Origin of the sequence: Nonomuraea longispora, assembly GCF_004348345.1 — a bacterium.
In the GTDB taxonomy this organism is placed as follows: domain Bacteria; phylum Actinomycetota; class Actinomycetes; order Streptosporangiales; family Streptosporangiaceae; genus Nonomuraea; species Nonomuraea longispora.
Window position 1 is genome coordinate 80,172 of sequence record NZ_SMJZ01000005.1, and the last position, 21,036, is coordinate 101,207.

Consider the following 21,036-nt stretch of genomic DNA (forward strand, 5'->3'; position numbering starts at 1 on the left):
CGCCGAGCCTGCCGGCGCCGCCGCTCCGGTCGCACCGCCGGAGAAGGATTCACAGGAAGGGCGGGAAGGCGTGCCCGCGGCGCAGCCGCAGCTCGTTGAGCAGCTGCTGAATGACCTCGCGTACGTGGTCGGTGAGGTTGAACACCAGCATGGGGTCGTCGGCGGCCGACGGGTCGTAGTCGTCGGTGCGGATCGGCTCACCGAACTCGATCATCCACTTCGACGGCAGCGGCACCAGGCCGAGCGGCCCGAGCAGCGGGAAGAACGGCGTGATCGGCAGGTAGGGGAGGCCGAGCAGCCGGGCCAGGAACTTCAGGTCGCCGAGCTTGGGATAGATCTCCTCGGCCCCGACGATCGCGGTGGGCACGATGGGCACCCCGGCGCGGATGGCCGAGGCCACGAAGCCGCCGCGCCCGAAGCGCTGCAGTTTGTAACGTTCGGAGAACGGCTTGCCGACGCCCTTGAACCCCTCGGGGAACACGCCGACGAGCTCGCCCTTGCGCAGCAGCCGGTCGGCGTCCTCGCGGCAGGCCAGCGTGTGGCCGGTCTTGCGGGACAGATGGCTGAGCAGCGGCAGCTGGTAGACCAGGTCGGCGCCGAGCAGCCGCAGTGCCCTGCCCGCCTCGTCGTGCAGGGCGACCTGCAACATCAGCGCGTCGACCGGCAGCGTGCCGGAGTGATTGGCGACGACGAGCGCGCCGCCCTCCTCGGGGATGTTCTTCAGCTCGGCCGTCTCGACCCTGAACCAGTGGTGGTAGAGGGGCCTGATCAGCTCAAGGACGACCTTGTCCGTCAACTCGGCGTCGTAGCCGAACTCGTCGACCTCGTAGTCGCCGGTGATGCGCCTGCGCACGAACGCCAGCAGCCTCGCCAGGGACTCGGGCTCGTCGGTGTAGGACGGTGCCGCGCTGATGGGGATGACGCGGGCGTCCTCGTCGGGAACGCTCAATGCCGCACACCTCCGACCGGATGCAGCCGGCGCGAGCGCAAGAAGTCGTCGAAGGCCGCCGCGGTCGTGAACTTGGGCCGCCATCCGAGCTCGTCCGCCAGCCTGGAGGTGTCGACCGCCCGGCCGTGGCTCATCAGCCTGAGCTGCTCGGGCGAGTATTCGACCAGCCCGAGCCCGCGCGCGGCGCTGCCCAGCGTCTTGAAGGCGGGCGCGGGCAGCGGCAACGACGGCCGCCCCGCCCTCCTGGCGCACTGCGACAGAAGCAACACGCCCACCCCGGCCACGTTGTACGTGCCGGGGTGATCCTCGGTCGCCATCCGCCTCAGCACCTCGACCGCGTCGTCCTCGTGCACGAACTGCAGCCGGGGGTCGAAGCCGAGCACGGTCGGCAACACCGGCTGGGTGAAGTAGCGCGTCAACGGCGAGTCGACGCCGGGACCCATGAAGTTGGCGAAGCGCAGCAGCGACACCGTCACGTCAGGACGGCGCCGCGCGAAACCCCGCACGTAGCCCTCGACCTCGACCGCGTCTTTGGCATAGCCGTGACTGGGGCCGTCGTGCGGCTCCAGGTCCTCGGTGAACACCGCCGGATCGCGCGGCGACGAGCCGTAGACGGCGGTGGTGGAGCGGACCACCACGCGCCGCACGGTCGCCGACCGCTGGCAGGCACCGAGCAATTGCATGGTGCCGATGACGTTGTGCTCTTTCATGGCGGCCCTGCCGCCGCTCCTGGACGGAGCGCTGACGAGGCTCATGTGCACAACGGTGCCGATGTCCGCGGCCGCGATCACCTGGGCGATGTCGGGGCTGCGCAGATCCACCCGGACGAACTCCGTACGTCCGAGCGAGACGCCGCCGTCTCGCGTGAGCGAGGGAGGCGGCACGGTGTCCACTCCGATGACGCGGCTGATGTCCGGGTCGGCAGACAGAACGCTGGCCACCCGGGCGCCGATGTGGCGCGAGACCCCGGTGACGAGCACGGTGTGGGTCATCAGCGCCTCGCAGCTGCGTCGGGATTACTTCTTGTTGCGCCGCTGGATGCGCGTCTTCTTGAGCAGCTTGCGGTGCTTCTTCTTCGCCATCCGCTTACGGCGCTTCTTGATCACAGAGCCCACGGGACCCCCAGGTCGTGACTAAAGTCTTGAACGGAGTGCGAGCGCACACCGGCTCACAGACTACCGGCGATCGGCGGTAGATCGCCCATTGGGGGGTGAGCACCCGGTCGCGTCTCAGGCGACCGGGCCTCTCCCGCGACAGCACTCACGACATGGTCGTCCGCGTGGTCGGCCACGTCGCTACGCTAACCTGCCTCGATGTAGGCCTCCCGCAGATAGTCGTGTACCGCCTGCTCAGGCACCCTGAACGACCGGCCGACTCTGATGGCCGGCAGCTCGCCAGAGTGGACGAGCCGGTACACCGTCATCTTGGACACCCTCATGACCGTCGCCACTTCAGCCACGGTCAGGAACTTCACCTCACTGAGAGGTCTTTCGCCTGCACCCATCGGACGCCTCTTCCGCACGTGTTTACGGGTTATCCCCACTGGTGCCATTGCTCACGCACGTGTACTGCCGTCAGCGTAAGTCGGGACTCCGAGTGCGCAAACCCCCTATTTTCTCAGTCGACGGAGCCACCTGTCAGCCGAACCAGCAAAGTCGCTGGCCAGCCGCCGGGTCGAGCACCTCACCCGGACGTTGGAACTGTCCAAGTTGCCACACATAAGAGTCGCCGGAGCTCTGCCAAAAGTTGGCAAAGGGACGGCGAGCCTCTTGGAATGCAGGCGCGAAAAGACGGTATGCGGATGACCGAATTAGACGCGAAGGGCTCGTGAGACCAGAGTGACGAGCCGCTCGGTCAGCGGAGTGTAATGCCGCGGCAGCACATTGTCGTCAAGTGGCACAACCACGTCAATCTTCCCTTCAGCCTCACCGACGAACAACCCCGGGTCATTGCTGTCGGCGAATCCCACTGTGGGCGCACCTGCCTCTCCCGCCGCTCCTGCCCAGCCGTGGTCGGCGATAACCAGGTCGGGCAGCTCGCCGCGCAGCTCGGAGAGCATGTGGCGCATCGGGTCGGCGTCGTGGGTGTGCACGAACCCGCCCTTGTCGTCGAGCATCGCGACGCCCTGCAGATAGCGGATCTGCCGCGGCCGGGCGAACCCCGACCCCGTGTACGTCCAGCCCTCTCCTGGGGTCAGCAGCCGCGCGCCGCGCTCCACGCAGAGCCTGGCCAGCGGCAGGTGGACGGCGAGCAGGCCGGTCGGATGCCCGGTGGCGAACAACACGGCGGGGTCGGGCCGCGACAACACGTGGGCGACGCGCTCGGCCATGGCGTCGAGCGCGTCGATCGTCAGGTCGGGGTCGATGGTGTCCTGGCCCCAGCGGTGCGACGGGTCGGACACCACACCGGCGGACTTCGCCATCAGCGCCAGGATGTCGCGGTAGGGCCACGGCTGGTCGAACGTCAGCCCCAGCATGTAGTAGGGATCGCCGTTGGCCAGGGAACTGTAGTGGTCGAGGTTGTTCTCGCGGGAGGTCGCGACATCGCCGGCGATGCGGCTGCGGACAAGGTGCTCTCGGAGTTCGTCGCGGCTCAGCACTGCTTTCTTCCTCGTCAGGGCAGGGGGTCGAGCCCGTGCAGGGGGAAGACCGCGTTCCTGGTCGCCATGATCGCGCGGTCAATTGGGTCAGATGGGTCATAACCACCGGAAAGGTCGTTGAATTCCGGATGACGACCGTCTGTCATGGTCAGCGGCGCCGTCTCGCCGGTGCGCCGGCGTACGAACGCGCGCCAATCGTCGCCCGTCGGCGTGGCCGGATCGATCGGATGGCCCGCGATCTCCGCGATGAGGTGCGTCCACGCCCGCGGCACCACCTGCACCAGCTCGTAACCGCCGCCGCCCGTCGCGATCCACCGCCCGCCCGCCGTCTCATGGGCCAGGCGGTGCAGTGCGGCGTAGGCGGTGCGCTGGCCGTCGACGCTCAGCATGAGGTTGGCCAGCGGGTCGAGCGCGTGACTGTCGCAGCCGTGCTGCGTCACCAGGATCTCCGGCCCGAACTCGTGCAGCAGCGGCGGCACCACCGCGTCGAAGGCCCGCAGCCAGCCCGAGTCGCCGCAGCCGGCGGGCAACGCCACGTTGACGGCCGTACCGTCGGCGCCGGTCTCGCCGGGGAACCCGGTGCCGGGGAAGAGCGTGCGCGGGCTCTCGTGCAGGCTGATCGTCAGAACCCTGGGGTCGTCGTAGAACACCGCCTGCACGCCGTCGCCGTGGTGCACGTCCACGTCGACGTACGCGATGCGGCTCGCGCCCTGGCGCAGCAGCCACGCGATGGCCAGCGCCGGATCGTTGTAGACGCAGAACCCGCTGGCCATGGCGGGCATCGCGTGATGCAGCCCGCCCGCGATGTTGACGGCGTGCTCGGCCGAGCCCTCCCAGACCGAGCGGGCGGCGGCCAGCGAGGCGCCGGCGATCAGCGCGGAGGCGTCGTGCACTCCCTTGAACGCCGGGTTGTCGGTGGTGCCGAGCCCGGCGTCGAAGTCGGGCCGGCCGTCGGCGGACACGCGCCTGACCGCCTCGATGTAGTGGCGCTCGTGGACCATGGCCAGCTCGTCGTCGGTGGCGGGCACGCAGCCGGTCGGCTCCACCTTGTCGAGCACGCCGAGCTCGCGGGCGAGCGCCATGGTCAGCTCCACCCGCACGGGGGCGAGCGGGTGACCGGGCCCGAAGTCGTAGGAGGTGAGCGCGTCGTCCCAGATCACCCGTGTCGACTGGCTCATGCACCCCTCCGCGATCGCCCTCTGCCGCCGACGTTACCGCAGCGCAGACATCGCGTTGTAGCCCGGGTTCATCCGGTGGACATCTCCCCGCGGCCTCTCCGAATCGTGACTTAGTGTCTTAGCGTGCGCCCAGCGCGATCCTTACTCCGGCTCATCCACTTCTTCCGGCGTCCCAAGGTCTTCGACCGGACGCTGGTGCTCGTGCTCGGCCTTCCCGGGCTCCTTCTGGTTCCCGTCATGCTCGCCGTGGGGAACACCGTGGGGAACACCGCGCAGGTCCTGACCGCACTGCCCTACCTGGCCGCCGTCGCGGTCCTGCTCATGCGGCGTCACCGACCGGTTCTGGTCACCGCGCTGGTCGCCGCGATCGACGTGGTCGGCGTGACGACGGACGTCACGCCGTCCAGCAACGTCCCCACGCTCGTCGCCTACTACAGCCTGGGCCGCTACACCGCCGGCCGCACGACCGCGATCGCCGCGGCGGGCGCGTTCGCCGCCTACGCGACGGTGCTTGAGCTGGACCAGGTCACCGGCGGCTGGGTGATGGCCCTGTTCAACGTCGGCGTGCCCGTCGGGATCGGTCAGATCGTCCGGCTCAGGAGCGAGCTGCACGAACGCGGCAGGCGCGAAGCCGCCGACGCCGCGGTCAGCGCCGAGCGGCGGCGCATCGCCAGGGAACTGCACGACGTGGTCGCCCACCACATCACGGTGATCAACGCCCTGGTCGGCGGCGCCAGGGCCACGCTCCCGGCCGAGCAGGAGGTCACCAGGAACGCCCTGGAGAGCGCCGAGCAGACCGCCCGCCAGGCGATGTCCGAGATGCGCCGCCTGCTCGACGTGCTCAGGGCCGACGGCCACGAAGGGCCGGACGCCGCCACGGGGGTGGGCGCCGACCGACTGCCCACGCTGATCAAGCAGGCCAGCTCGGCGGGGCTGCCCGCGCACCTGACCGTGACCGGCGAGCCCGTTTCGCTGCCCGCCGTCGTGGACCACGCGGTCTACCGGATCGTGCAGGAGGCGCTGACCAACACGCGCAAGCACGCGCCGGGCGCGCGGGCGAGTGTGCGGCTCGCGTACGAGCCGGACGCCGTGGAGGTCGAGGTGCTCGACGACGGCAGCGCCAAGGGGTCCGAGACGCCCGGGTTCGGGCTCGGGGGCATGGCCGAACGGGTGGCGTTGTGCGGCGGCCGGCTCTCCACGGGGCCCCGCGCCCCGCAGGGAGGCTTCCGCGTGCACGCCCGCATCCCCCTGGAGACACCGTGATCAAAGTGCTGCTGGCCGACGACCACGAGCTGGTGCGCATGGGCTTCAAGCTGATGCTCGACGCCCAGCCGGACATGGGCGTGGTCGGCGAGGCCGGCGACGGCGCTCGGGCGGTGGACCTGTGCCGGCGGCTGCGCCCCGACGTGGTGCTGATGGACCTGCACATGCCCGGCCTCGACGGAGTCGGCGCGACCGAGCTGATCACCGCGGAGCTGCCGGAGGTCCGGGTGCTCGCGCTGAGCACGTTCGACCTGGACGAGAACGTGCTCGCGGCGCTCAGGGCGGGGGCCGGCGGGTTCCTGCCCAAGGACGTCTCCCCCGAGGAGCTGATCGAGGGCGTGCGCGTGGTGCACCGCGGCGAGTCCGCCGTCGCGCCGCGCCTGCTCACCAGGCTGATCGGCACGTTCGTACGCGCCGCCGACGGCCGGGACGCGGATCCCCCGCGGCGCCGGGAGCCGGTGCAGGCCGAGGTCGCCGGCCTGACCGAACGCGAACGCGAGATCCTCGTGCTGATCGCCCGCGGCCGCTCGAACGCCGAGATCGCCGCGGCCCTGTCCGTCTCTTCCTCGACCGTCAAGAACCACGTGACGAACCTCTTCGCCAAGGTCGGCGTCAGGGACCGGGCGCAGGCCGTGATCGTCGCCTACGAGGCGGGGCTCGTCCAACCGGGAGAGTAGGACCAGGCTCCCAGACGCCCGCGCGGGAATCGGTTCCGCGCAGGAGGTGCACGATCGCGGGCGACGGCACGCTGGGATCATGACCGCGATACGGGCAACGAACCTGAGCAAACGCTACGGCGGCACGGTCGCCGTGTCGGACCTGTCGTTCGACGTCGAGCCCGGCCGGGTGACCGGCTTTCTCGGGCCCAACGGCGCCGGCAAATCCACGACCATGCGGATGGTCCTGGGGCTCGACCGGCCGTCCGGCGGCTCGGCGCTCGTGGACGGGCTGCCGTACGCCGAGCTGACACACCCGCTGCGCAAGGTGGGCGCGCTGCTGGACGCCAAGGCCGTGCACGGCGGGCGCAGCGCGCGCAACCACCTGCTGGCCATTGCCCAGAGCAACGGCATCCCGAACGGCCGCGTGGACGAGGTGCTGGAGACCGTGGGCCTGCGCGAGGTGGCGCGGCGCCGGATCGGCGGGTTCTCCTTGGGCATGTCGCAGCGCCTGGGCATCGCCGCCGCGCTGCTCGGCGACCCGGAGATCCTGCTGTTCGACGAGCCGGTCAACGGGCTCGACCCCGACGGCATCCTGTGGATCCGCACGTTCATGCGCGGACTGGCGGCCGAGGGCCGCACGGTGTTCGTCTCCAGCCACCTGATGAGCGAGATGGCGCAGACCGCCGACCACCTGATCGTGATCGGCAGGGGCACGCTGATCGCCGACACGAGCGTGCGGGAGTTCATCGGGCGCAGTTCGCAGGGGTACGTACGGGTGCGCTCGCCCCGGTTGGCCGAGGTCGCCGAGCTGATCAAGGTGGGCGAGCTCCACCACGACCACCTCCGGGTGACCGCGATGAGCCCGGTCGAGATCGGCACGCTCACCGCGCGGGCCGGGATCCCGCTGGAGGAGCTGACGTCCGTGCAGCCGTCGCTGGAGGCGGCGTACATGGAACTGACCAAGGACAGCCTGGAGTTCACCTCATGATCGACATCCTCAGGTCCGAATGGACCAAGATCCGCTCGGTGCGCTCCACGGTGTGGACGCTGGCCATCGCGGTGCTGTTGCTGCTGGGCATGTCCGCCCTGCTCAACGGCACGGCCGACGATCCGGTAGACGGGGCGCAGGCGATCTCGCTGAGCCTGGGCGGCGTGATGCTCGCCTCGCTGCCCATGGCCGCGCTCGGTGTCCTGGTGATCTCCAGCGAGTACCGTACGGGGGCCATCCGCGTCTCGCTCATGGCCGTGCCGAGGCGCCTCTCCCTGCTGACCGGCAAGGTCGTGGTGTTCGCCGTGACCTCGATGGTGGTCTGCACGCTCGCGTTGGCCTGCACGCTCGCCATCGGCCTGGCGATCTCCCGGCCGGCGACGTTCGACGCGGGCGCCGCCGTCCAGGTCGCTCTGGGCTCGGCTCTCTACCTGACCGCGTGCGGCCTGTTCGGGCTCGGGCTCGGCACGCTGATCCGGCACACACCCGGCGCCGTGGTGTCGGTCATCGCGCTGATCCTGGTGGTCCCCCCTGTGACGAACCAGCTTCCCGGGCAGTGGGGCGATGTCGTGGCCGCGCACTTCACCACGAACGCGGGCATGCTCGTCGTGACGGGCCACGGCAACGAGCACCTCGGCGCGTGGAGCGGCTTCGGCGTCTACATGGCCTGGATCGCCGTGGCCCTGGTCGCCGGCGCCGTGTTGCTGCGGCGGCGCGACGCGTGAGCGGTCAGCCGGAGGCGAGCTCGCGGCCGCGGTCGCGGGCCGCCTCGATGGCGGCCAGGAACGCGGCCCGCACGCTGTGGCGCTCCAGCTCTGCTATGGCCGCGATCGTGGTGCCGCCGGGAGAGGTGACGGCCTCGCGCAGGATCACCGGGTGCTCGCCGGAGTCGCGCAACATCACGGCGGCGCCGACGATGGACTGGGTGACCATGTCGAGCGCGGCCGCCCGCGGCATGCCGAGCAGGATGCCCGCGTCGACCATGGCCTCGACGAGGTAGAAGAAGTAGGCGGGGCCGCTGCCGGAGAGCGCGGTGGCGGCGTCCTGCTGCGACTCGGGGATGCGCAGCACCTTGCCGACGGGGCTGAGCAGCGCCTCGGCGAGCCTGAGGTGCTCCTCGCCCGCGTGCGCGCCCGCCGAGATGACGCTCATCGCCTCGTCGAACCTGATCGGCGTGTTGGACATCACCCGGACCACCGGCACGTCCACGCCGAGCCGCTGCTCCACGAACGACGTCGTGATGCCGGCCGCGGCGGTGATCACCAGGCGGTCGGCGGGCACGCAGGGGGCGATCTCGGCCAGCAGCGTGGCCATGTCCTGGGGCTTGACGGCCAGGATCAGCGTGTCGGCCGCCTTGGCCGCCTCGACGTTGGGGACGGTGCGCACGCCGTAGGACTCGCGCAGTGCCTGCGCCCGCTCGGCCCTGCGCGTGGTCACCATGATGTCGCCGGGCTTGAAGCCGGCGCGCAGCAGCCCGGACAGCAGCGCCTCGCCCATCTTGCCCGTGCCCAGAATCGCGATCATTTCCGCCCCTCGAGGAATAGACGCTGATGCAGCTTACCGGCGGGCTAGCCCCGTGAGAGCAGGGAGCGCAGGAAGAAGGCCAGGTTGCGGGGGCGCTCCGCCAGGCGGCGCATGAGGTAGGGATACCAGTCGGCGCCGTAGGGGACGTAGACGCGCACCGTGAATCCGAGTGCCGCCAGGCGGGCCTGCTCGTCGGGGCGCACGCCGTAGAGCATCTGATATTCGAAGCCGGTCGGGTCGCGCCCGTCGAGCACGGCGAGCGTCGAGGCGATGCGCACGAGTCTGGGGTCGTGGGTGGCGACCATCGGATGGCCGGCGCCGGCCATCAGCACCTTCAGGCAGCGTACGAACGAGCGGTCGACGTCGGCGGTCGAGGAGTAGGCGCCGGGAGCGGTGTAGGCGCCCTTGCACAGCCGCACCCTGGCGTCGCCGAGCTGCTCGCAGCGGTCGAGCGAGTCGGGCAGGTAGGCCTGCACCACGACGCCGACGTCCGGGTGCTCCTTGCGCAGCGCGACGTGCACGGCGTGCAGTTTGGCGATCGTGTCGTGCTCCTCCGCGTCGAGCGTCACGGTGACGTCCCTGGCCGCGGCGGCCCTGCAGATGGCCGCGGCGTGGTCGAACGCGAGCTCCTCCGACAGCCTCAGCCCGAGCGCCGTAAGCTTGACCGAGACGTCGGCGCCCGGAGGCAGCAGGCGGAGCAGCGACAGGTATGCGGTCACGGTGCTCTCGGCCTGCGAGCGGCCGGTCACCTCCTCGCCGAGGTGGTCGACGGAGACGCGCAGGCCCTTGCGGGACAGCCTGTCGACGGCGGCGCCGACGTCGTCGGCGACATAGCGCCTGACCACGTCCGCGGTCAGCGGCGACGTGGTGATGACGCGCTCGGCGCGCCGGCTCTTGGAGACAGCGAGCAATGCCTGACGGAGCACAGGACCACACTAGGGTGAACCGGCGACTGGCGGGATCCGTCGTAGGGGTATGCGGACAATGACAGCGACCCTTCTGGCCGGATGTCTGATGCTGGCGACGAGTTGCGGCACGGCCCAGCCTGCCGAGCGTGCCTCTTCCCCCAGCCAGGACAAGCCGCCCGTCGTGTCCAACCCGGTCGGCACCACGCCCAGCAAGGCGCCCTCGAAGGCGCCCAAGCAGGTCAAGCCGACAGGCAACGCCATCAACGTGCACAAGGCCCGCTGGACCAAGGCCAAGCCGGTCTCCAAGGGCAAGAAGCTCCAGCTGACGTGGCAGTCGGGGGTGGAGCCCTGCACGGTGCTGGACCGCGTCAAGGTCAAGGAGACGTCCAAGCGCGTCACGGTCACCCTGTACGAGGGCACGTCGCCCAAGGCCGAGAACGTCTCCTGCATCATGATCGCAATCGAGAAGACCACCACGGTCAAGCTGAAGAAGCCCCTCGGCAAGCGCAAGGTCGTGGACGGCGCCAAGCCGTAACGACCGCCTTCCGGCCCGCGGACCCCCGGCAACGCACCCACGATGCCGGGGGTTCGCTGTGCGCGGAACCCCTGGCCCTTCTGCACCGTTGCGCGTGATGTGGGCCCTTATTGCGGGAATGTATCGGCGCTCATGAGGGTTGAGTCGAGTAGGCTCAAGTCGTTTGCCAAAGAAGACACATATCCGTTAGCTTGAGTCTGACAGACTCAACTTTGACTACGAGGACTCACTCATGGCACGTGCGGTAGGTATCGACCTTGGGACGACCAACTCTGTCGTCTCGATCCTCGAGGGCGGTGAGCCCACCGTCATCGCCAACGCGCAGGGCTCGCGGACCACGCCGTCCGTGGTCGCCTTCGCAAAGAACGGCGAGGTCCTGGTCGGCGAGGTCGCCAAGCGCCAGGCGGTCACCAACGTGGACCGGACGATCCGGTCGGTCAAGCGGGAGATGGGCACCACCTGGTCCCAGGAGATCGACGGGAAGAAGTTCTCGCCGCAGCAGATCAGCGCCTTCGTCCTGCAGAAGCTCAAGCAGGACGCCGAGGCCTATCTCGGCGAGAAGATCGCCGACGCCGTGATCACCGTCCCGGCCTACTTCAACGACGCCCAGCGGCAGGCCACCAAGGAGGCCGGCACGATCGCGGGCCTCAACGTGCTCCGCATCATCAACGAGCCGACCGCCGCGGCCCTCGCCTACGGGCTCGACAAGGAGCAGGACCAGACCATCCTGGTCTTCGACCTCGGTGGCGGCACCTTCGACGTGTCGCTGCTCGACGTCGGCCAGGAGGACGGCCACGGCTTCGTCGAGGTCAAGGCCACCTCCGGTGACAACCACCTCGGTGGCGACGACTGGGACCAGCGCGTCGTCGACGAGCTCGTCAAGCGCTTCCAGAACGCCCACGGCGTCGACCTGGCCAAGGACAAGATGGCCCTGCAGCGCCTGCGCGAGGCGGCGGAGAAGGCCAAGATCGAGCTGTCCAGCCAGTCCGAGACCAACATCAACCTGCCCTACATCACGGCCTCGGCCGAGGGCCCGCTGCACCTCGACGAGAAGCTGACGCGCGCGGAGTTCCAGCGGATGACGGCCGACCTGCTCGATCGCGCCAAGGGCCCGTTCAACCAGGTCATCAAGGACGCCGGCATCAAGGTCGCCGACATCGCCCACGTGGTGCTCGTCGGCGGCTCGACCCGCATGCCCGCCGTGTCCGAACTGGTGAAGGAGCTGACCGGCGGCAAGGAGCCCAACAAGGGCGTCAACCCGGACGAGGTCGTCGCCATCGGCGCCGCCCTGCAGGCCGGTGTGCTCAAGGGCGAGGTCAAGGACGTCCTGCTGCTCGACGTGACCCCGCTGTCGCTGGGCATCGAGACCAAGGGCGGCATCTTCACGAAGATCATCGAGCGCAACACGACGATCCCCACCAAGCGCTCCGAGGTCTTCACCACGGCCGAGGACAACCAGCCGTCGGTGCAGATCCAGGTCTACCAGGGCGAGCGCGAGATCGCCTCCTACAACAAGAAGCTGGCCACGTTCGAGCTGACCGGCATCGCGCCGGCGCCGCGCGGCATCCCGCAGATCGAGGTCACCTTCGACATCGACGCCAACGGCATCGTCAACGTCTCCGCCAAGGACCTGGGAACGGGCAAGGAACAGACGATGACGATCACCGGCGGCTCCGCGCTGCCGAAGGACGACATCGAGCGGATGATGCGCGAGGCCGAGTCGTACGCCGAGGAGGACAAGAAGCGCCGCGAGGAGGCCGAGGTCCGCAACAACGCCGACGGGCTCGCCTACCAGACGGAGAAGTTCCTCCGCGAGAACGACGACAAGGTTCCCGCCGACGTCAAGACCGAGGTCAACGACGCCCTGACCGAGCTGAAGAAGGCTCTGGAGGGCACCGACACCGACGTCATCCGCACCTCGGCGGAGAAGCTCGCCACCGTCAGCCAGAAGATGGGTTCGGCGATCTACGCCCAGAGCCAGGGCCAGCAGGCCGGCGAGGGCGGCCCGCAGGACGCCACGTCCGGCCAGGAGGGCCAGAAGGCCGATGACGACGTGGTCGAAGCCGAGATCGTCGACGAAGACCAGCCGAAGAAGGACCAGTGATGCCGCCGCGTGAAAACGGGCACGAGGAGCCAGTGATCCGCGACAACCGGAAGATCGATCCCGAGACGGGCCAGGTGCGCGACGCCCCGGCCGCCGAGCAGGAGGCGCCCGCCGAGGCGCCGGAGGCGCAGAACGGCGAGCTGGCGGCCCAGCTCGCCGAGCGGACCGCCGACCTGCAGCGGCTGCAGGCCGAATACACCAACTACCGCAGGCGCGTCGAACGCGACCGCGTGGTGGTCCGTGAGCAGGCGGTCGCCGGGGCGCTGACGGAGCTCCTGCCCGTGCTCGACGACATCGGAAGAGCCCGTGAGCACGGTGAGCTGACCGGAGGTTTCGCGAAGGTGGCGGAGGCCCTGGAAGCGGCGCTCACCAAGCTGGGGCTCAGCCCGTTCGGACAGAAGGGCGACCCGTTCGACCCGACGGTCCACGAGGCGCTGATGCACAGCTACTCCACCGAGGTGACCGAGCCGACCGCCATCGAGGTGCTGCAGCTCGGATACCGGATGGGTGACAGGGTGCTGCGCCCGGCGCGGGTGGCCGTCGCCGAACCCGAGGACGCCCCTCCTGCGTCCGATGACGACGACAACTGACACTAGGACGAAGGGCCGTAGATGAGCACCAAGGACTACTTGGAGAAGGACTACTACGCCGTCCTTGGTGTGCCCAAGACCGCCACCGCCGAAGAGATCAAGAAGGCCTACCGGAAGCTGGCCAGGCAATACCACCCCGACACCAACAAGGGCGACGCGACCAAGGAGACCAAGTTCAAGGAGATCTCCGAGGCTTACGACGTCCTGTCCGACAGCAAGCGCCGCAAGGAATACGACGAGGCGCGCACGCTGTTCGGGTCCGGGGTGGGGGGCCAGCGACCCGGCGGCGGTGGTGGCGGGTTCCCGTTCGACTTCGGCGACCTGTTCGGCGGCACGGCGCAGCCGGGTTCGGGCGGAGGCGCGGGTGACCGGCTCGGCGACTTGTTCGGCGGGCTGTTCAACCGGGGCGGCTCCACCCGCACCTCGACCACGTCCAGGCCGCGGCGCGGCCAGGACGTGGAGTCCGAGGTGACGCTGACGTTCACCGAAGCGGCCGAGGGCACCACGGTGTCGCTCAGGCTCACGAGTTCGGCCGCCTGCGGCGCGTGCACCGGCACGGGCGCGAGGGCGGGCACGACGCCGAGGGTCTGTCCCACCTGTGAGGGCACCGGGGCGGCCAGTCGCAACCTGGGCAACTTCGCCTTCTCCGAGCCCTGCCGCGACTGCAAGGGCCGCGGGCTGATCGTGGACGACCCCTGCCCCGTGTGCGAGGGCAGCGGCCGGGCCAAGAGCACCCGCACCATCCAGGCCCGCATCCCCGCAGGGGTGGCCGACGGCCAGCGGGTCAAGCTCAAGGGCAAGGGAGGCCCGGGCGAGAACGGCGGCCCCGCCGGCGACCTCTACATCTTGGCGCACGTCAAACCGCATGCCGTGTTCGGCAGGTCGGGCGACAACCTGACGATCACCGTGCCGGTGACGTTCACGGAGGCCGCTCTGGGCGCCGAGATCAAGGTGCCCACCCTCAAGGGCATGCCGGTGACGCTGCGCATCCCCGCGGGCACGCCCAACAGCCGCACGTTCCGCGTGCGGGGCAGGGGCGTCACCCGCAAAGACGGCACCAAGGGCGACCTGCTCGCGACGGTCGAAGTGGTGGTGCCGAACACGCTCGACGACAAGTCGCGCGAGCTCCTCACCGAGTTCAGCACCGCGAACGCCGGCGAGGACCCACGCGCTGAGCTCATTCAGCGAGCCAGAAGCGAGTAGCCGATGGACGCCAACTATTTCGACCTGTCAGATGACACACCCGTCTATGTGATCTCGGTGGCCGCGCAGCTGTCGGGGCTGCACCCCCAGACCCTGCGCCAGTACGACCGGCTGGGGCTGGTCAGCCCCGGCCGCACCGCGGGGCGCGGCCGCCTCTACTCGACACGCGACATCATCCAGCTCCGCGAGGTGCAGCGGCTCTCCCAGGAGGAGGGCATCAACCTCGCGGGCATCAAGCGGATTCTCGAGCTCGAGAACGAAGCACTGCGGCTGCGGGAGGAGGTTCACCGCCTGCGTGCCGAGATGCGGATGGTCCGAGCGCTGATCCGCTACGAGCTGCCACCGGGGGCCTAGAACGATGGACTACAAGCTCACCCAGAAGAGCCAGGAAGCGCTCTCGGGCGCCATGCGGCGTGCCGCCGCCGAGGGCAATCCCGAGATCGCCCCCGTTCACCTGCTGACCACGCTGCTCTCTCAGACCGGCGGCACGGCCGTGCCGCTGCTCGAAGCCGTCGGCGCCGACTGGCGTGCGCTACGGACGCGCGCTGAGGAGCAGCTCGCGGCGCTGCCGAAGGCGCAGGGCGCGACGGTGGGGGCGCCGTCGAGCTCGCGCCACCTCCTGACGGTGATGAACACCGCGGCCCAGCACGCCAACCGCCTCGAAGACCTCTACGTCTCGACCGAGCACCTGCTGGTGGGCCTGGCCACTGACGGCGGCCCCGTGGCCGACCTGCTGAAGTCGCAGGGTGCCACGCCGCAGGCGCTGCTCGACGCCTTCGAGAAAGTACGCGGCCATGCCCGCGTCACCAGCGAGACCCCTGAGGACACCTACCAGGCGCTGGAGAAATACGGCGTCGACCTGACCGAGCGCGCGAGGGGCGGCAAGCTCGACCCGGTCATCGGCCGCGACTCCGAGATCCGCCGCGTCATCCAGGTGCTCAGCCGCCGCACCAAGAACAACCCGGTGCTCATCGGGGAGCCCGGCGTCGGCAAGACCGCCGTCGTGGAAGGGCTGGCCCAGCGCATCGTGGCCGGCGACATCCCCGAGTCGCTGCGCAACAAGCGGCTCATCGCGCTCGACCTGGGCGCGATGGTGGCCGGCGCGAAATACCGCGGCGAGTTCGAGGAGCGGCTGAAGGCCGTGCTCTCCGAGATCAAGGAGAGCGACGGGCAGATCGTGACGTTCATCGATGAGCTGCACACCGTCGTCGGCGCGGGAGCCGCCGAGGGCGCGATGGACGCCGGCAACATGCTCAAGCCCATGCTGGCCCGCGGCGAGCTGCGCATGATCGGCGCGACCACGCTCGACGAATACCGCGAGCGGATCGAGAAGGATCCCGCGCTGGAGCGCCGCTTCCAGCAGGTCTACGTGGGCGAGCCCACGGTCGAGGACACGATCGCGATCCTGCGCGGGCTCAAGGGCCGCTACGAAGCCCACCACCAGGTGCAGATCTCCGACGGCGCGCTGGTGGCCGCCGCCGCGCTGTCCGACCGTTACATCACCAACCGTTTCCTTCCCGACAAGGCCATCGACCTGGTCGACGAGGCCGCCTCGCGGCTGCGCATGGAGATCGACTCCCGTCCCGTGGAGATCGACCAGCTCCAGCGCAACGTCGACCGGATGAAGATGGAGGAGCTGGCGCTGTCGAAGGAGACCGACGAGGCCTCCGTGCAGCGGCTAGAACGCCTGCGCCAGGAGCTGGCCGACCGCCAGGAGGAGCTCAACGCCCTCGTCGGCCGCTGGGAGCACGAGAAGGCGGGGCTCAACAAGGTCGGTGAGCTGAAGAAGCAGCTCGACGAGGCCAGGAGCGCCGCCGAGCGGGCGCAGCGCGACGGCGACTTCGAGGTCGCGTCGCGGCTGATGTACGCCGAGGTGCCCCGGCTGGAGCAGGCGCTCAAGTCCGCCTCCGAGGCCGCGCAACCCGACGACACCATGGTCAAGGAGGAGGTCGGGGCCGACGACATCGCCGAGGTGATCTCGTCGTGGACCGGCATCCCCGCCGGGCGCCTCCTGGAGGCGGAGACGGCCAAGCTGCTGCGCATGGAGGATGAGCTGGGCAAGCGGCTCATCGGCCAGCAGCGGGCCGTGCAGGCCGTTTCCGACGCCGTACGCCGCAGCCGGGCCGGCATCTCCGACCCCGACAGGCCGACGGGTTCGTTCCTGTTTCTCGGGCCGACCGGTGTGGGCAAGACCGAGCTGGCCAAGGCGCTGGCGGAGTTCCTGTTCGACGACGAGCGGGCGATGACCCGCATCGACATGAGCGAATACTCCGAGAAGCACAGCGTGGCCAGGCTCGTCGGAGCGCCTCCAGGCTATGTCGGCTACGAGGAGGGCGGCCAGCTCACCGAGACCGTCAGGCGGCGCCCGTACACCGTGGTGCTGCTCGACGAGGTGGAGAAGGCCCACCCCGAGGTGTTCGACATTTTGCTGCAGGTGCTCGACGACGGGCGGCTGACCGACGGCCAGGGCCGTACGGTCGACTTCCGCAACACGATCCTGATCCTCACCTCCAACATCGGCTCGCAGTTCCTCGTCGATCCCGCGCTGGAGAACGGCGCCAAGCGCGAGGCGGTCATGGGGGCGGTGCGCAACTCGTTCAAGCCGGAGTTCCTCAACCGGCTCGACGACGTGATCCTGTTCGACGCGCTCGGTTCCGAGGAACTGGCGCGGATCGTCGACCTGCAGGTCGACCGCCTGGCGCAGCGCCTGGCCGACCGCAGGCTGACGCTGGAGGTCACGCCGGCGGCCCGCGAGTGGCTGGCGCTGACGGGCTACGACCCGATGTACGGCGCCCGCCCGCTGCGCCGCCTGGTCCAGTCGGCCATCGGCGACAAGCTGGCCAAGGCGGTGTTGTCGGGCGAGATCGCCGACGGCGACAAGGTGTTGGTGGAGCTCGGCGACGACGCGCTGCTCATCCAGCGCGGCTGAGGCCCGGCCGGGAGCCCGGAGATCCGATCGGTCTCCGGGCTCCCGGCGTGTCATGCCGCGGTCATGGGGCACGGGGATTGGTAAGGTTCGCCCCACACTTCGGACAAGCCGCACTCCCGCGGGCGGACGGCTGGCTACGTTCAGCGTTCGTCAGATCAGCGCAATTGATCAGGGGGACGTGCAGTGTCATCCCAGAAAGTCCGAAGCATCCTCGCGGTGGCCGCGGTGACCGCTGGTGTCACGTGGTGGGCCGCGGCCCCCTCGACGGCTGACTCCTGCGCGAACACCAAGCCGGTCGTGATCTCGCCCGATTCGGCCCTGTCCTTCTGCCACGAGCAGTCGAGGGTGAACATCAACGACGGCGGCTCGGGCAGCAGCCGGGTGGTCGCCGAGGAGTCGGGAAAGCTGGCCACGGCGACCGGGAAGCTGGCCAGGCAGCTGGGCCTGACCGGGCTGGCGGCGGGAAGGTCGGCGCTGGGCGGCACCGACATCGGCGGGGTCGCGGCGACCTGGGGCATGCCCATGCTGACCTCCGCCTCACCCGCGGTGTTCCCCGCGGTGCCAGGCCGGACCGGCATGAGAGACATGTCGACCATGTCGAGCGTGCCGGCGCTGCCCTCGCTGCCGTCGTTGCCCGAGACGCCACTGCTGGCCAAGCTGCCGGCCGAGATGTCGCTCGGTCAGGCCACCCACAGCAACCGCATCGGGGGCAGGGACATCCGGGCGCCGAAGGACCTCGACAAGCCCGTCCGTGAGGTCGGCGAGGACGTCATCGGCGTGCTGCTGCCGAAGGCGGTGGAGAGCGTCGAGGGAACGTCGATGCTGACCGGCGGACGGTCCCCGGTGCAGGGCGTCACGGGACTCACCGACGGTCTCGGGCTGCGGTGAGCACACCGTACGCCGGCCCTCCCGTCCGGGCGCGGAACGTGCCTGCCGCGCCCGGATCCCCATGACGAAGGGGCCGCGGCCATCGGGTCGCGGCCCCTTCGTCATCGGCTGTCGCAGGAGTTTCAGTGGCCCTCTTCACGCGGGCATGGCGCAGTGACCTCCGGCCACCGGCGGCCTCGCCCGGGGACGGGCCGCGACGTCGCGCGAGGGCGATCGCCTCAGGAGACCATCTCGTCGAGCTCGTCCTCGGGGAGCCCGAGATCGACCCTGATGCGGTAGCGGGTGCGTAGCAGCGCCACCTGCTCGGGGTCGTTCTCGTCACAGTCGAGGACCGCCTGGGTGGCCCATTCGAGGCCACCGCGGAGATCTCCGTAGGCGACGAGCGTCTCGGCGATCGTGTGAGCGGTCGCCGTGGAGACGTTGCCCTCGGCGCGTATCGTCTTGATGACCTCCCTCGCCTCGTCGGGCCTGTCGAGCTCGAACAGCGTGTCGGCGATGCCGGCACGCGGATCGAAACCCGCCTCGCCACCGTCCTCGACCGCGCGCTGGAAACACTCCATCGCGCGCGCCGGCTGGCCCGCCGCCCGCCACTCCTCGGCGGCGAGGACCAGGATGGAAGCCCGGGAGACGTCGCCCGAGGAATAGTCGAGCGCGACGTCGTAGAGCCGACTGGCCAGGGAATCGTGGTCGTCGGCCAATAGAGCCTGCTCAAGCAGACGATCAAGGTGCTCACGGGTCACATGCGCCACACCGCGAGACTACCGAGCCGTCCGGCCGTTTGCCTGGTCAATCCGCACACTTACAAAACGGTAACGACTCGCCCAATCCTGCGTCTCCTGCGCGTGTTCATGCAGGTCACAGGGCATATAGCAGGTGCTCTGCTGTCAAGCGAGCGAAGGGGGCCGTGATGGGCGTGTCCAAGCAGATGACCTTCACGCTGGCCTGCGCTGTCGTGTTGTCGGCCCTCGTCCCCGGTCTCGCCGGTTATCTGTCGGCCCGTCTGGAGGCCATCGAGTCGGCGGAGCGCAGCCTGCGCGCCCTGGAGACCCGGCTGCACATCAGGGAGGCCAGGGACGCGCGTCCCGTCTCCTACCCGGGTCCGTGCGTGCGCACGCCTGCCGCGCCCGGTTATGAGGACGTGCCGACGGCCGCGCTCGGCCATCGGCGGCAATGGGTGGACGACGTGCCGGCGTGGCTGCCCGGCATGGTGACGGAGCCACCGCACGCGGGCGGCCACTGACCGCTCAGTCGTGCGGCGACCAGGACCGCAGCTGTCGGGAGAGGAAGCCGCGGATCAGGTGTTTGGCCGCCTCGATGATCTCCGGCTCACCGTCGGGGTCGCGGCGGAAGGCCAGTTTCAGCACGGCGTCGCCCGCCTCGACCGCCACCAGCACCGCGAGATCGAGGTCGGGGCTGTCGGCCAGCCCGAACTCCTTCAGGAACAGCCCGCGCAGCCGGCCGGCGATCACGGTGTTGTTGTCGGAGTCGGAGTCGAGCAGGTTGAGGTCGACGACGTCACCGAAGTGCAGGCTCTTGAAGCCGGCGACCGTGCGGTGCATGTCGACGTATTCGTCGATGATCGCGTCGACCGCCTGCCACCACCCCCGGTGGTCCTCCTCCAGGAACTTGCGGTCGACCCGTCGGACGAACTCCTCGACGTTGCGCCGGGTGAGCTCCTGCGTGATCGCGCGCTTGTCGGGAAAGAACTGGTAGACCGACCCGATCGCCACGCCCGCCCGCTCGGCTATGCGCGTGGTGGACAGGGCCTCGTACCCGATCTCGTCGAGCAGCTCGGCGCAGGCGTCGAGCATCCGCTCGACGCGCCGGGCGCTGCGGCGTTGTGCGGGCTGCCGCCTGAGTGCTTTGGGCTGGCTGCAGTCTTCTTCGATTTGCGGCGAGGACACGGATTCATCTTCTCCCGTACGGTGGTTCGTTACCTCCGATTTGCGGATACCGACGGGTTTCCGTCAACCGTGCGAGCCCGCGCATCGCCCGTGGCGAAATGCGTGACAGGGTATATCCGATCTTTCCCTCCATGTTGACCGGAACAACCGCTTGATTTCTGTGCACCGCACGCAACACGTACGCGGCCACGCGCTCGGGTGGATATCCGCGCCGCGCCAGGCCGCGTACGGCGTCGTCGTGCAGGTCCACGCCGGTGTACGTGGCGTTGCGGGCGATGGCCGTGGAGACGAAGCCCGGGCAGATGGCGCTGACCCCGATGTCGTGCCCGGCCAGCTCGGCTCGCAGGCAGTCGCTGAGCATCTTCACCGCGGCCTTCGAGGCGGAGTACGCGGGCAGCAGCCGGGAGGGAGCGAAGGCGGCCAGCGAGGCGACGTTGACGATGTGGCCGCCCTGGCCGCGTTCGACCATGGCGGCGGCGAACAGGCGGCATCCGTGCACCACACCCCACAGGTTGATGTCGATGGCCCTGCGCCAGTCGTCCACGGTGTGGTCGAGAAACGACCCGATGACCGCGATTCCGGCATTGTTCACCACAATGTCCGGCACGCCATATTGAGCGATGATATTTCGCGAGAACTTCTCCATCTGATCCATATCCGCCACGTCGACCCGCGCTGCGTGAGCCGTACTCCCGAGGTCCTTGCCGATCGTCTCGGCGGCCCGCCGGGCGGCGGCGAGGTCGAGGTCCGCGCAGACCACCTCGGCGCCGTGCGCCGCGAACGCCCGCGACGTCGCCAGCCCGATCCCCGAACCC

The 21,036-nt window shown here is 69.6% G+C and carries 22 protein-coding genes and 1 pseudogene; 12 read left to right on the plus strand and 11 right to left on the minus strand.

Going from position 1 to position 21,036, the window contains the following annotated elements; genetic code table 11:
- Positions 1 to 49: 49 nt before the first annotated feature.
- The 6 genes from E1267_RS02830 to E1267_RS02855 all read right to left on the minus strand — a co-directional run bounded on the left by E1267_RS02830 (position 50) and on the right by E1267_RS02855 (position 4,726).
- Entirely contained in the window at positions 50 to 949 is a 900-nt protein-coding gene (locus E1267_RS02830; RefSeq protein WP_425465063.1) for a lysophospholipid acyltransferase family protein, read from the minus strand.
- A complete protein-coding gene (locus E1267_RS02835; RefSeq protein WP_132329384.1) occupies positions 946 to 1,941 on the minus strand; it encodes an NAD-dependent epimerase/dehydratase family protein in 996 nt (331 codons plus the stop codon). Before E1267_RS02835 ends, E1267_RS02830 begins: the two co-directional genes overlap by 4 nt.
- A gap of 24 nt (positions 1,942 to 1,965) precedes the next feature.
- Positions 1,966 to 2,064, minus strand: a complete 99-nt coding sequence (locus E1267_RS02840) for a 30S ribosomal protein bS22 (RefSeq protein ID WP_018654693.1) — start codon at positions 2,062 to 2,064, stop codon at positions 1,966 to 1,968.
- A 185-nt stretch (positions 2,065 to 2,249) separates the two neighbouring features.
- Positions 2,250 to 2,453, minus strand: coding sequence for a helix-turn-helix domain-containing protein (locus E1267_RS02845; RefSeq protein WP_026214222.1), 204 nt, complete (start codon positions 2,451 to 2,453; stop codon positions 2,250 to 2,252).
- A 306-nt stretch (positions 2,454 to 2,759) separates the two neighbouring features.
- Positions 2,760 to 3,548, minus strand: coding sequence for a phosphatase (locus tag E1267_RS02850; protein ID WP_132329387.1), 789 nt, complete (start codon positions 3,546 to 3,548; stop codon positions 2,760 to 2,762).
- Between the two features lie 14 nt (positions 3,549 to 3,562).
- On the minus strand, positions 3,563 to 4,726 hold the full coding sequence (locus E1267_RS02855; protein WP_246063372.1) for an acetoin utilization protein AcuC: 1,164 nt from the start codon (positions 4,724 to 4,726) through the stop codon (positions 3,563 to 3,565).
- A 123-nt stretch (positions 4,727 to 4,849) separates the two neighbouring features.
- Here E1267_RS02855 and E1267_RS02860 point away from each other — a divergent pair, with 123 nt between their 5' ends.
- The 4 genes from E1267_RS02860 (at position 4,850) to E1267_RS02875 (ending at position 8,361) form a co-directional block, all read left to right on the plus strand.
- On the plus strand, positions 4,850 to 5,989 hold the full coding sequence (locus E1267_RS02860) for a sensor histidine kinase (RefSeq protein ID WP_132329390.1): 1,140 nt from the start codon (positions 4,850 to 4,852) through the stop codon (positions 5,987 to 5,989).
- Positions 5,986 to 6,666 (plus strand): response regulator, encoded by a 681-nt coding sequence (locus E1267_RS02865; protein WP_132329393.1) that lies wholly within the window; start codon positions 5,986 to 5,988, stop codon positions 6,664 to 6,666. The genes E1267_RS02860 and E1267_RS02865 overlap by 4 nt, the downstream gene beginning before the upstream one ends.
- 79 nt (positions 6,667 to 6,745) lie before the next feature.
- On the plus strand, positions 6,746 to 7,636 hold the full coding sequence (locus tag E1267_RS02870) for an ATP-binding cassette domain-containing protein (protein ID WP_132329396.1): 891 nt from the start codon (positions 6,746 to 6,748) through the stop codon (positions 7,634 to 7,636).
- On the plus strand, positions 7,633 to 8,361 hold the full coding sequence (locus E1267_RS02875; protein ID WP_132329399.1) for an ABC transporter permease: 729 nt from the start codon (positions 7,633 to 7,635) through the stop codon (positions 8,359 to 8,361). Before E1267_RS02870 ends, E1267_RS02875 begins: the two co-directional genes overlap by 4 nt.
- Positions 8,362 to 8,365: 4 nt before the next feature.
- On the opposite strand, the gene proC is transcribed toward E1267_RS02875, so the two are convergent.
- Positions 8,366 to 9,160, minus strand: a complete 795-nt coding sequence (gene proC / locus E1267_RS02880) for a pyrroline-5-carboxylate reductase (RefSeq protein ID WP_132329402.1) — start codon at positions 9,158 to 9,160, stop codon at positions 8,366 to 8,368.
- Between the two features lie 44 nt (positions 9,161 to 9,204).
- Positions 9,205 to 10,086, minus strand: coding sequence for a proline dehydrogenase family protein (locus tag E1267_RS02885; protein WP_132329405.1), 882 nt, complete (start codon positions 10,084 to 10,086; stop codon positions 9,205 to 9,207).
- A 58-nt stretch (positions 10,087 to 10,144) separates the two neighbouring features.
- Here E1267_RS02885 and E1267_RS02890 point away from each other — a divergent pair, with 58 nt between their 5' ends.
- The 7 genes and pseudogenes from E1267_RS02890 to E1267_RS02920 all read left to right on the plus strand — a co-directional run bounded on the left by E1267_RS02890 (position 10,145) and on the right by E1267_RS02920 (position 18,317).
- Positions 10,145 to 10,603 (plus strand): hypothetical protein, encoded by a 459-nt coding sequence (locus tag E1267_RS02890; RefSeq protein WP_246063374.1) that lies wholly within the window; start codon positions 10,145 to 10,147, stop codon positions 10,601 to 10,603.
- 232 nt (positions 10,604 to 10,835) lie between these two features.
- Positions 10,836 to 12,707, plus strand: coding sequence for a molecular chaperone DnaK (gene dnaK / locus E1267_RS02895; protein WP_132329408.1), 1,872 nt, complete (start codon positions 10,836 to 10,838; stop codon positions 12,705 to 12,707).
- Positions 12,707 to 13,297 (plus strand): nucleotide exchange factor GrpE, encoded by a 591-nt coding sequence (grpE, locus tag E1267_RS02900; RefSeq protein ID WP_132329411.1) that lies wholly within the window; start codon positions 12,707 to 12,709, stop codon positions 13,295 to 13,297. Before dnaK ends, grpE begins: the two co-directional genes overlap by 1 nt.
- Positions 13,298 to 13,318: 21 nt before the next feature.
- Complete coding sequence (gene dnaJ / locus E1267_RS02905) at positions 13,319 to 14,500, plus strand: molecular chaperone DnaJ (RefSeq protein ID WP_132329414.1); 1,182 nt, start codon at positions 13,319 to 13,321, stop codon at positions 14,498 to 14,500.
- A gap of 3 nt (positions 14,501 to 14,503) precedes the next feature.
- Positions 14,504 to 14,827: pseudogene (locus E1267_RS02910) on the plus strand (heat shock protein transcriptional repressor HspR); the annotation flags it as partial.
- A 31-nt stretch (positions 14,828 to 14,858) separates the two neighbouring features.
- The gene (gene clpB / locus E1267_RS02915; protein WP_132329417.1) at positions 14,859 to 17,429 is read left to right on the plus strand and encodes an ATP-dependent chaperone ClpB; all 2,571 of its coding nucleotides are present in this window, start codon (positions 14,859 to 14,861) and stop codon (positions 17,427 to 17,429) included.
- 225 nt (positions 17,430 to 17,654) lie between these two features.
- Positions 17,655 to 18,317 carry a hypothetical protein gene (locus E1267_RS02920; protein WP_132329420.1) on the plus strand — a complete coding sequence of 221 codons (663 nt, stop codon included), beginning with the start codon at positions 17,655 to 17,657 and terminating at the stop codon, positions 18,315 to 18,317.
- Positions 18,318 to 18,535: 218 nt separating this feature from the next.
- On the opposite strand, the gene E1267_RS02925 is transcribed toward E1267_RS02920, so the two are convergent.
- Positions 18,536 to 19,066, minus strand: coding sequence for a tetratricopeptide repeat protein (locus E1267_RS02925; protein ID WP_246063376.1), 531 nt, complete (start codon positions 19,064 to 19,066; stop codon positions 18,536 to 18,538).
- A 158-nt stretch (positions 19,067 to 19,224) separates the two neighbouring features.
- Here E1267_RS02925 and E1267_RS02930 point away from each other — a divergent pair, with 158 nt between their 5' ends.
- Complete coding sequence (locus tag E1267_RS02930; protein WP_132329423.1) at positions 19,225 to 19,557, plus strand: hypothetical protein; 333 nt, start codon at positions 19,225 to 19,227, stop codon at positions 19,555 to 19,557.
- 4 nt (positions 19,558 to 19,561) lie between these two features.
- Here E1267_RS02930 and E1267_RS02935 read toward each other — a convergent pair whose 3' ends face one another.
- Entirely contained in the window at positions 19,562 to 20,221 is a 660-nt protein-coding gene (locus E1267_RS02935) for a TetR/AcrR family transcriptional regulator (RefSeq protein WP_246063378.1), read from the minus strand.
- Between the two features lie 4 nt (positions 20,222 to 20,225).
- Positions 20,226 to 21,036: SDR family NAD(P)-dependent oxidoreductase (locus tag E1267_RS02940; RefSeq protein ID WP_132329426.1), on the minus strand; the 811-nt coding region annotated here is incomplete at its 5' end.

What these genes read in the sequence shown, in the direction of transcription:
- grpE (WP_132329411.1), top strand. Translation starts at nt 12,707, where the DNA reads ATGCCGCCGCGTGAAAACGGGCACGAGGAGCCAGTGATCCGCGACAAC.
- E1267_RS02875 (WP_132329399.1), top strand. Translation starts at nt 7,633, where the DNA reads ATGATCGACATCCTCAGGTCCGAATGGACCAAGATCCGCTCGGTGCGC.
- dnaK (WP_132329408.1), top strand. Translation starts at nt 10,836, where the DNA reads ATGGCACGTGCGGTAGGTATCGACCTTGGGACGACCAACTCTGTCGTC.
- E1267_RS02835 (WP_132329384.1), bottom strand. Translation starts at nt 1,941, where the DNA reads ATGACCCACACCGTGCTCGTCACCGGGGTCTCGCGCCACATCGGCGCC.
- E1267_RS02855 (WP_246063372.1), bottom strand. Translation starts at nt 4,726, where the DNA reads ATGAGCCAGTCGACACGGGTGATCTGGGACGACGCGCTCACCTCCTAC.
- proC (WP_132329402.1), bottom strand. Translation starts at nt 9,160, where the DNA reads ATGATCGCGATTCTGGGCACGGGCAAGATGGGCGAGGCGCTGCTGTCC.
- clpB (WP_132329417.1), top strand. Translation starts at nt 14,859, where the DNA reads ATGGACTACAAGCTCACCCAGAAGAGCCAGGAAGCGCTCTCGGGCGCC.
- E1267_RS02930 (WP_132329423.1), top strand. Translation starts at nt 19,225, where the DNA reads ATGGGCGTGTCCAAGCAGATGACCTTCACGCTGGCCTGCGCTGTCGTG.
- E1267_RS02845 (WP_026214222.1), bottom strand. Translation starts at nt 2,453, where the DNA reads ATGGGTGCAGGCGAAAGACCTCTCAGTGAGGTGAAGTTCCTGACCGTG.
- E1267_RS02870 (WP_132329396.1), top strand. Translation starts at nt 6,746, where the DNA reads ATGACCGCGATACGGGCAACGAACCTGAGCAAACGCTACGGCGGCACG.
- dnaJ (WP_132329414.1), top strand. Translation starts at nt 13,319, where the DNA reads ATGAGCACCAAGGACTACTTGGAGAAGGACTACTACGCCGTCCTTGGT.
- E1267_RS02890 (WP_246063374.1), top strand. Translation starts at nt 10,145, where the DNA reads ATGACAGCGACCCTTCTGGCCGGATGTCTGATGCTGGCGACGAGTTGC.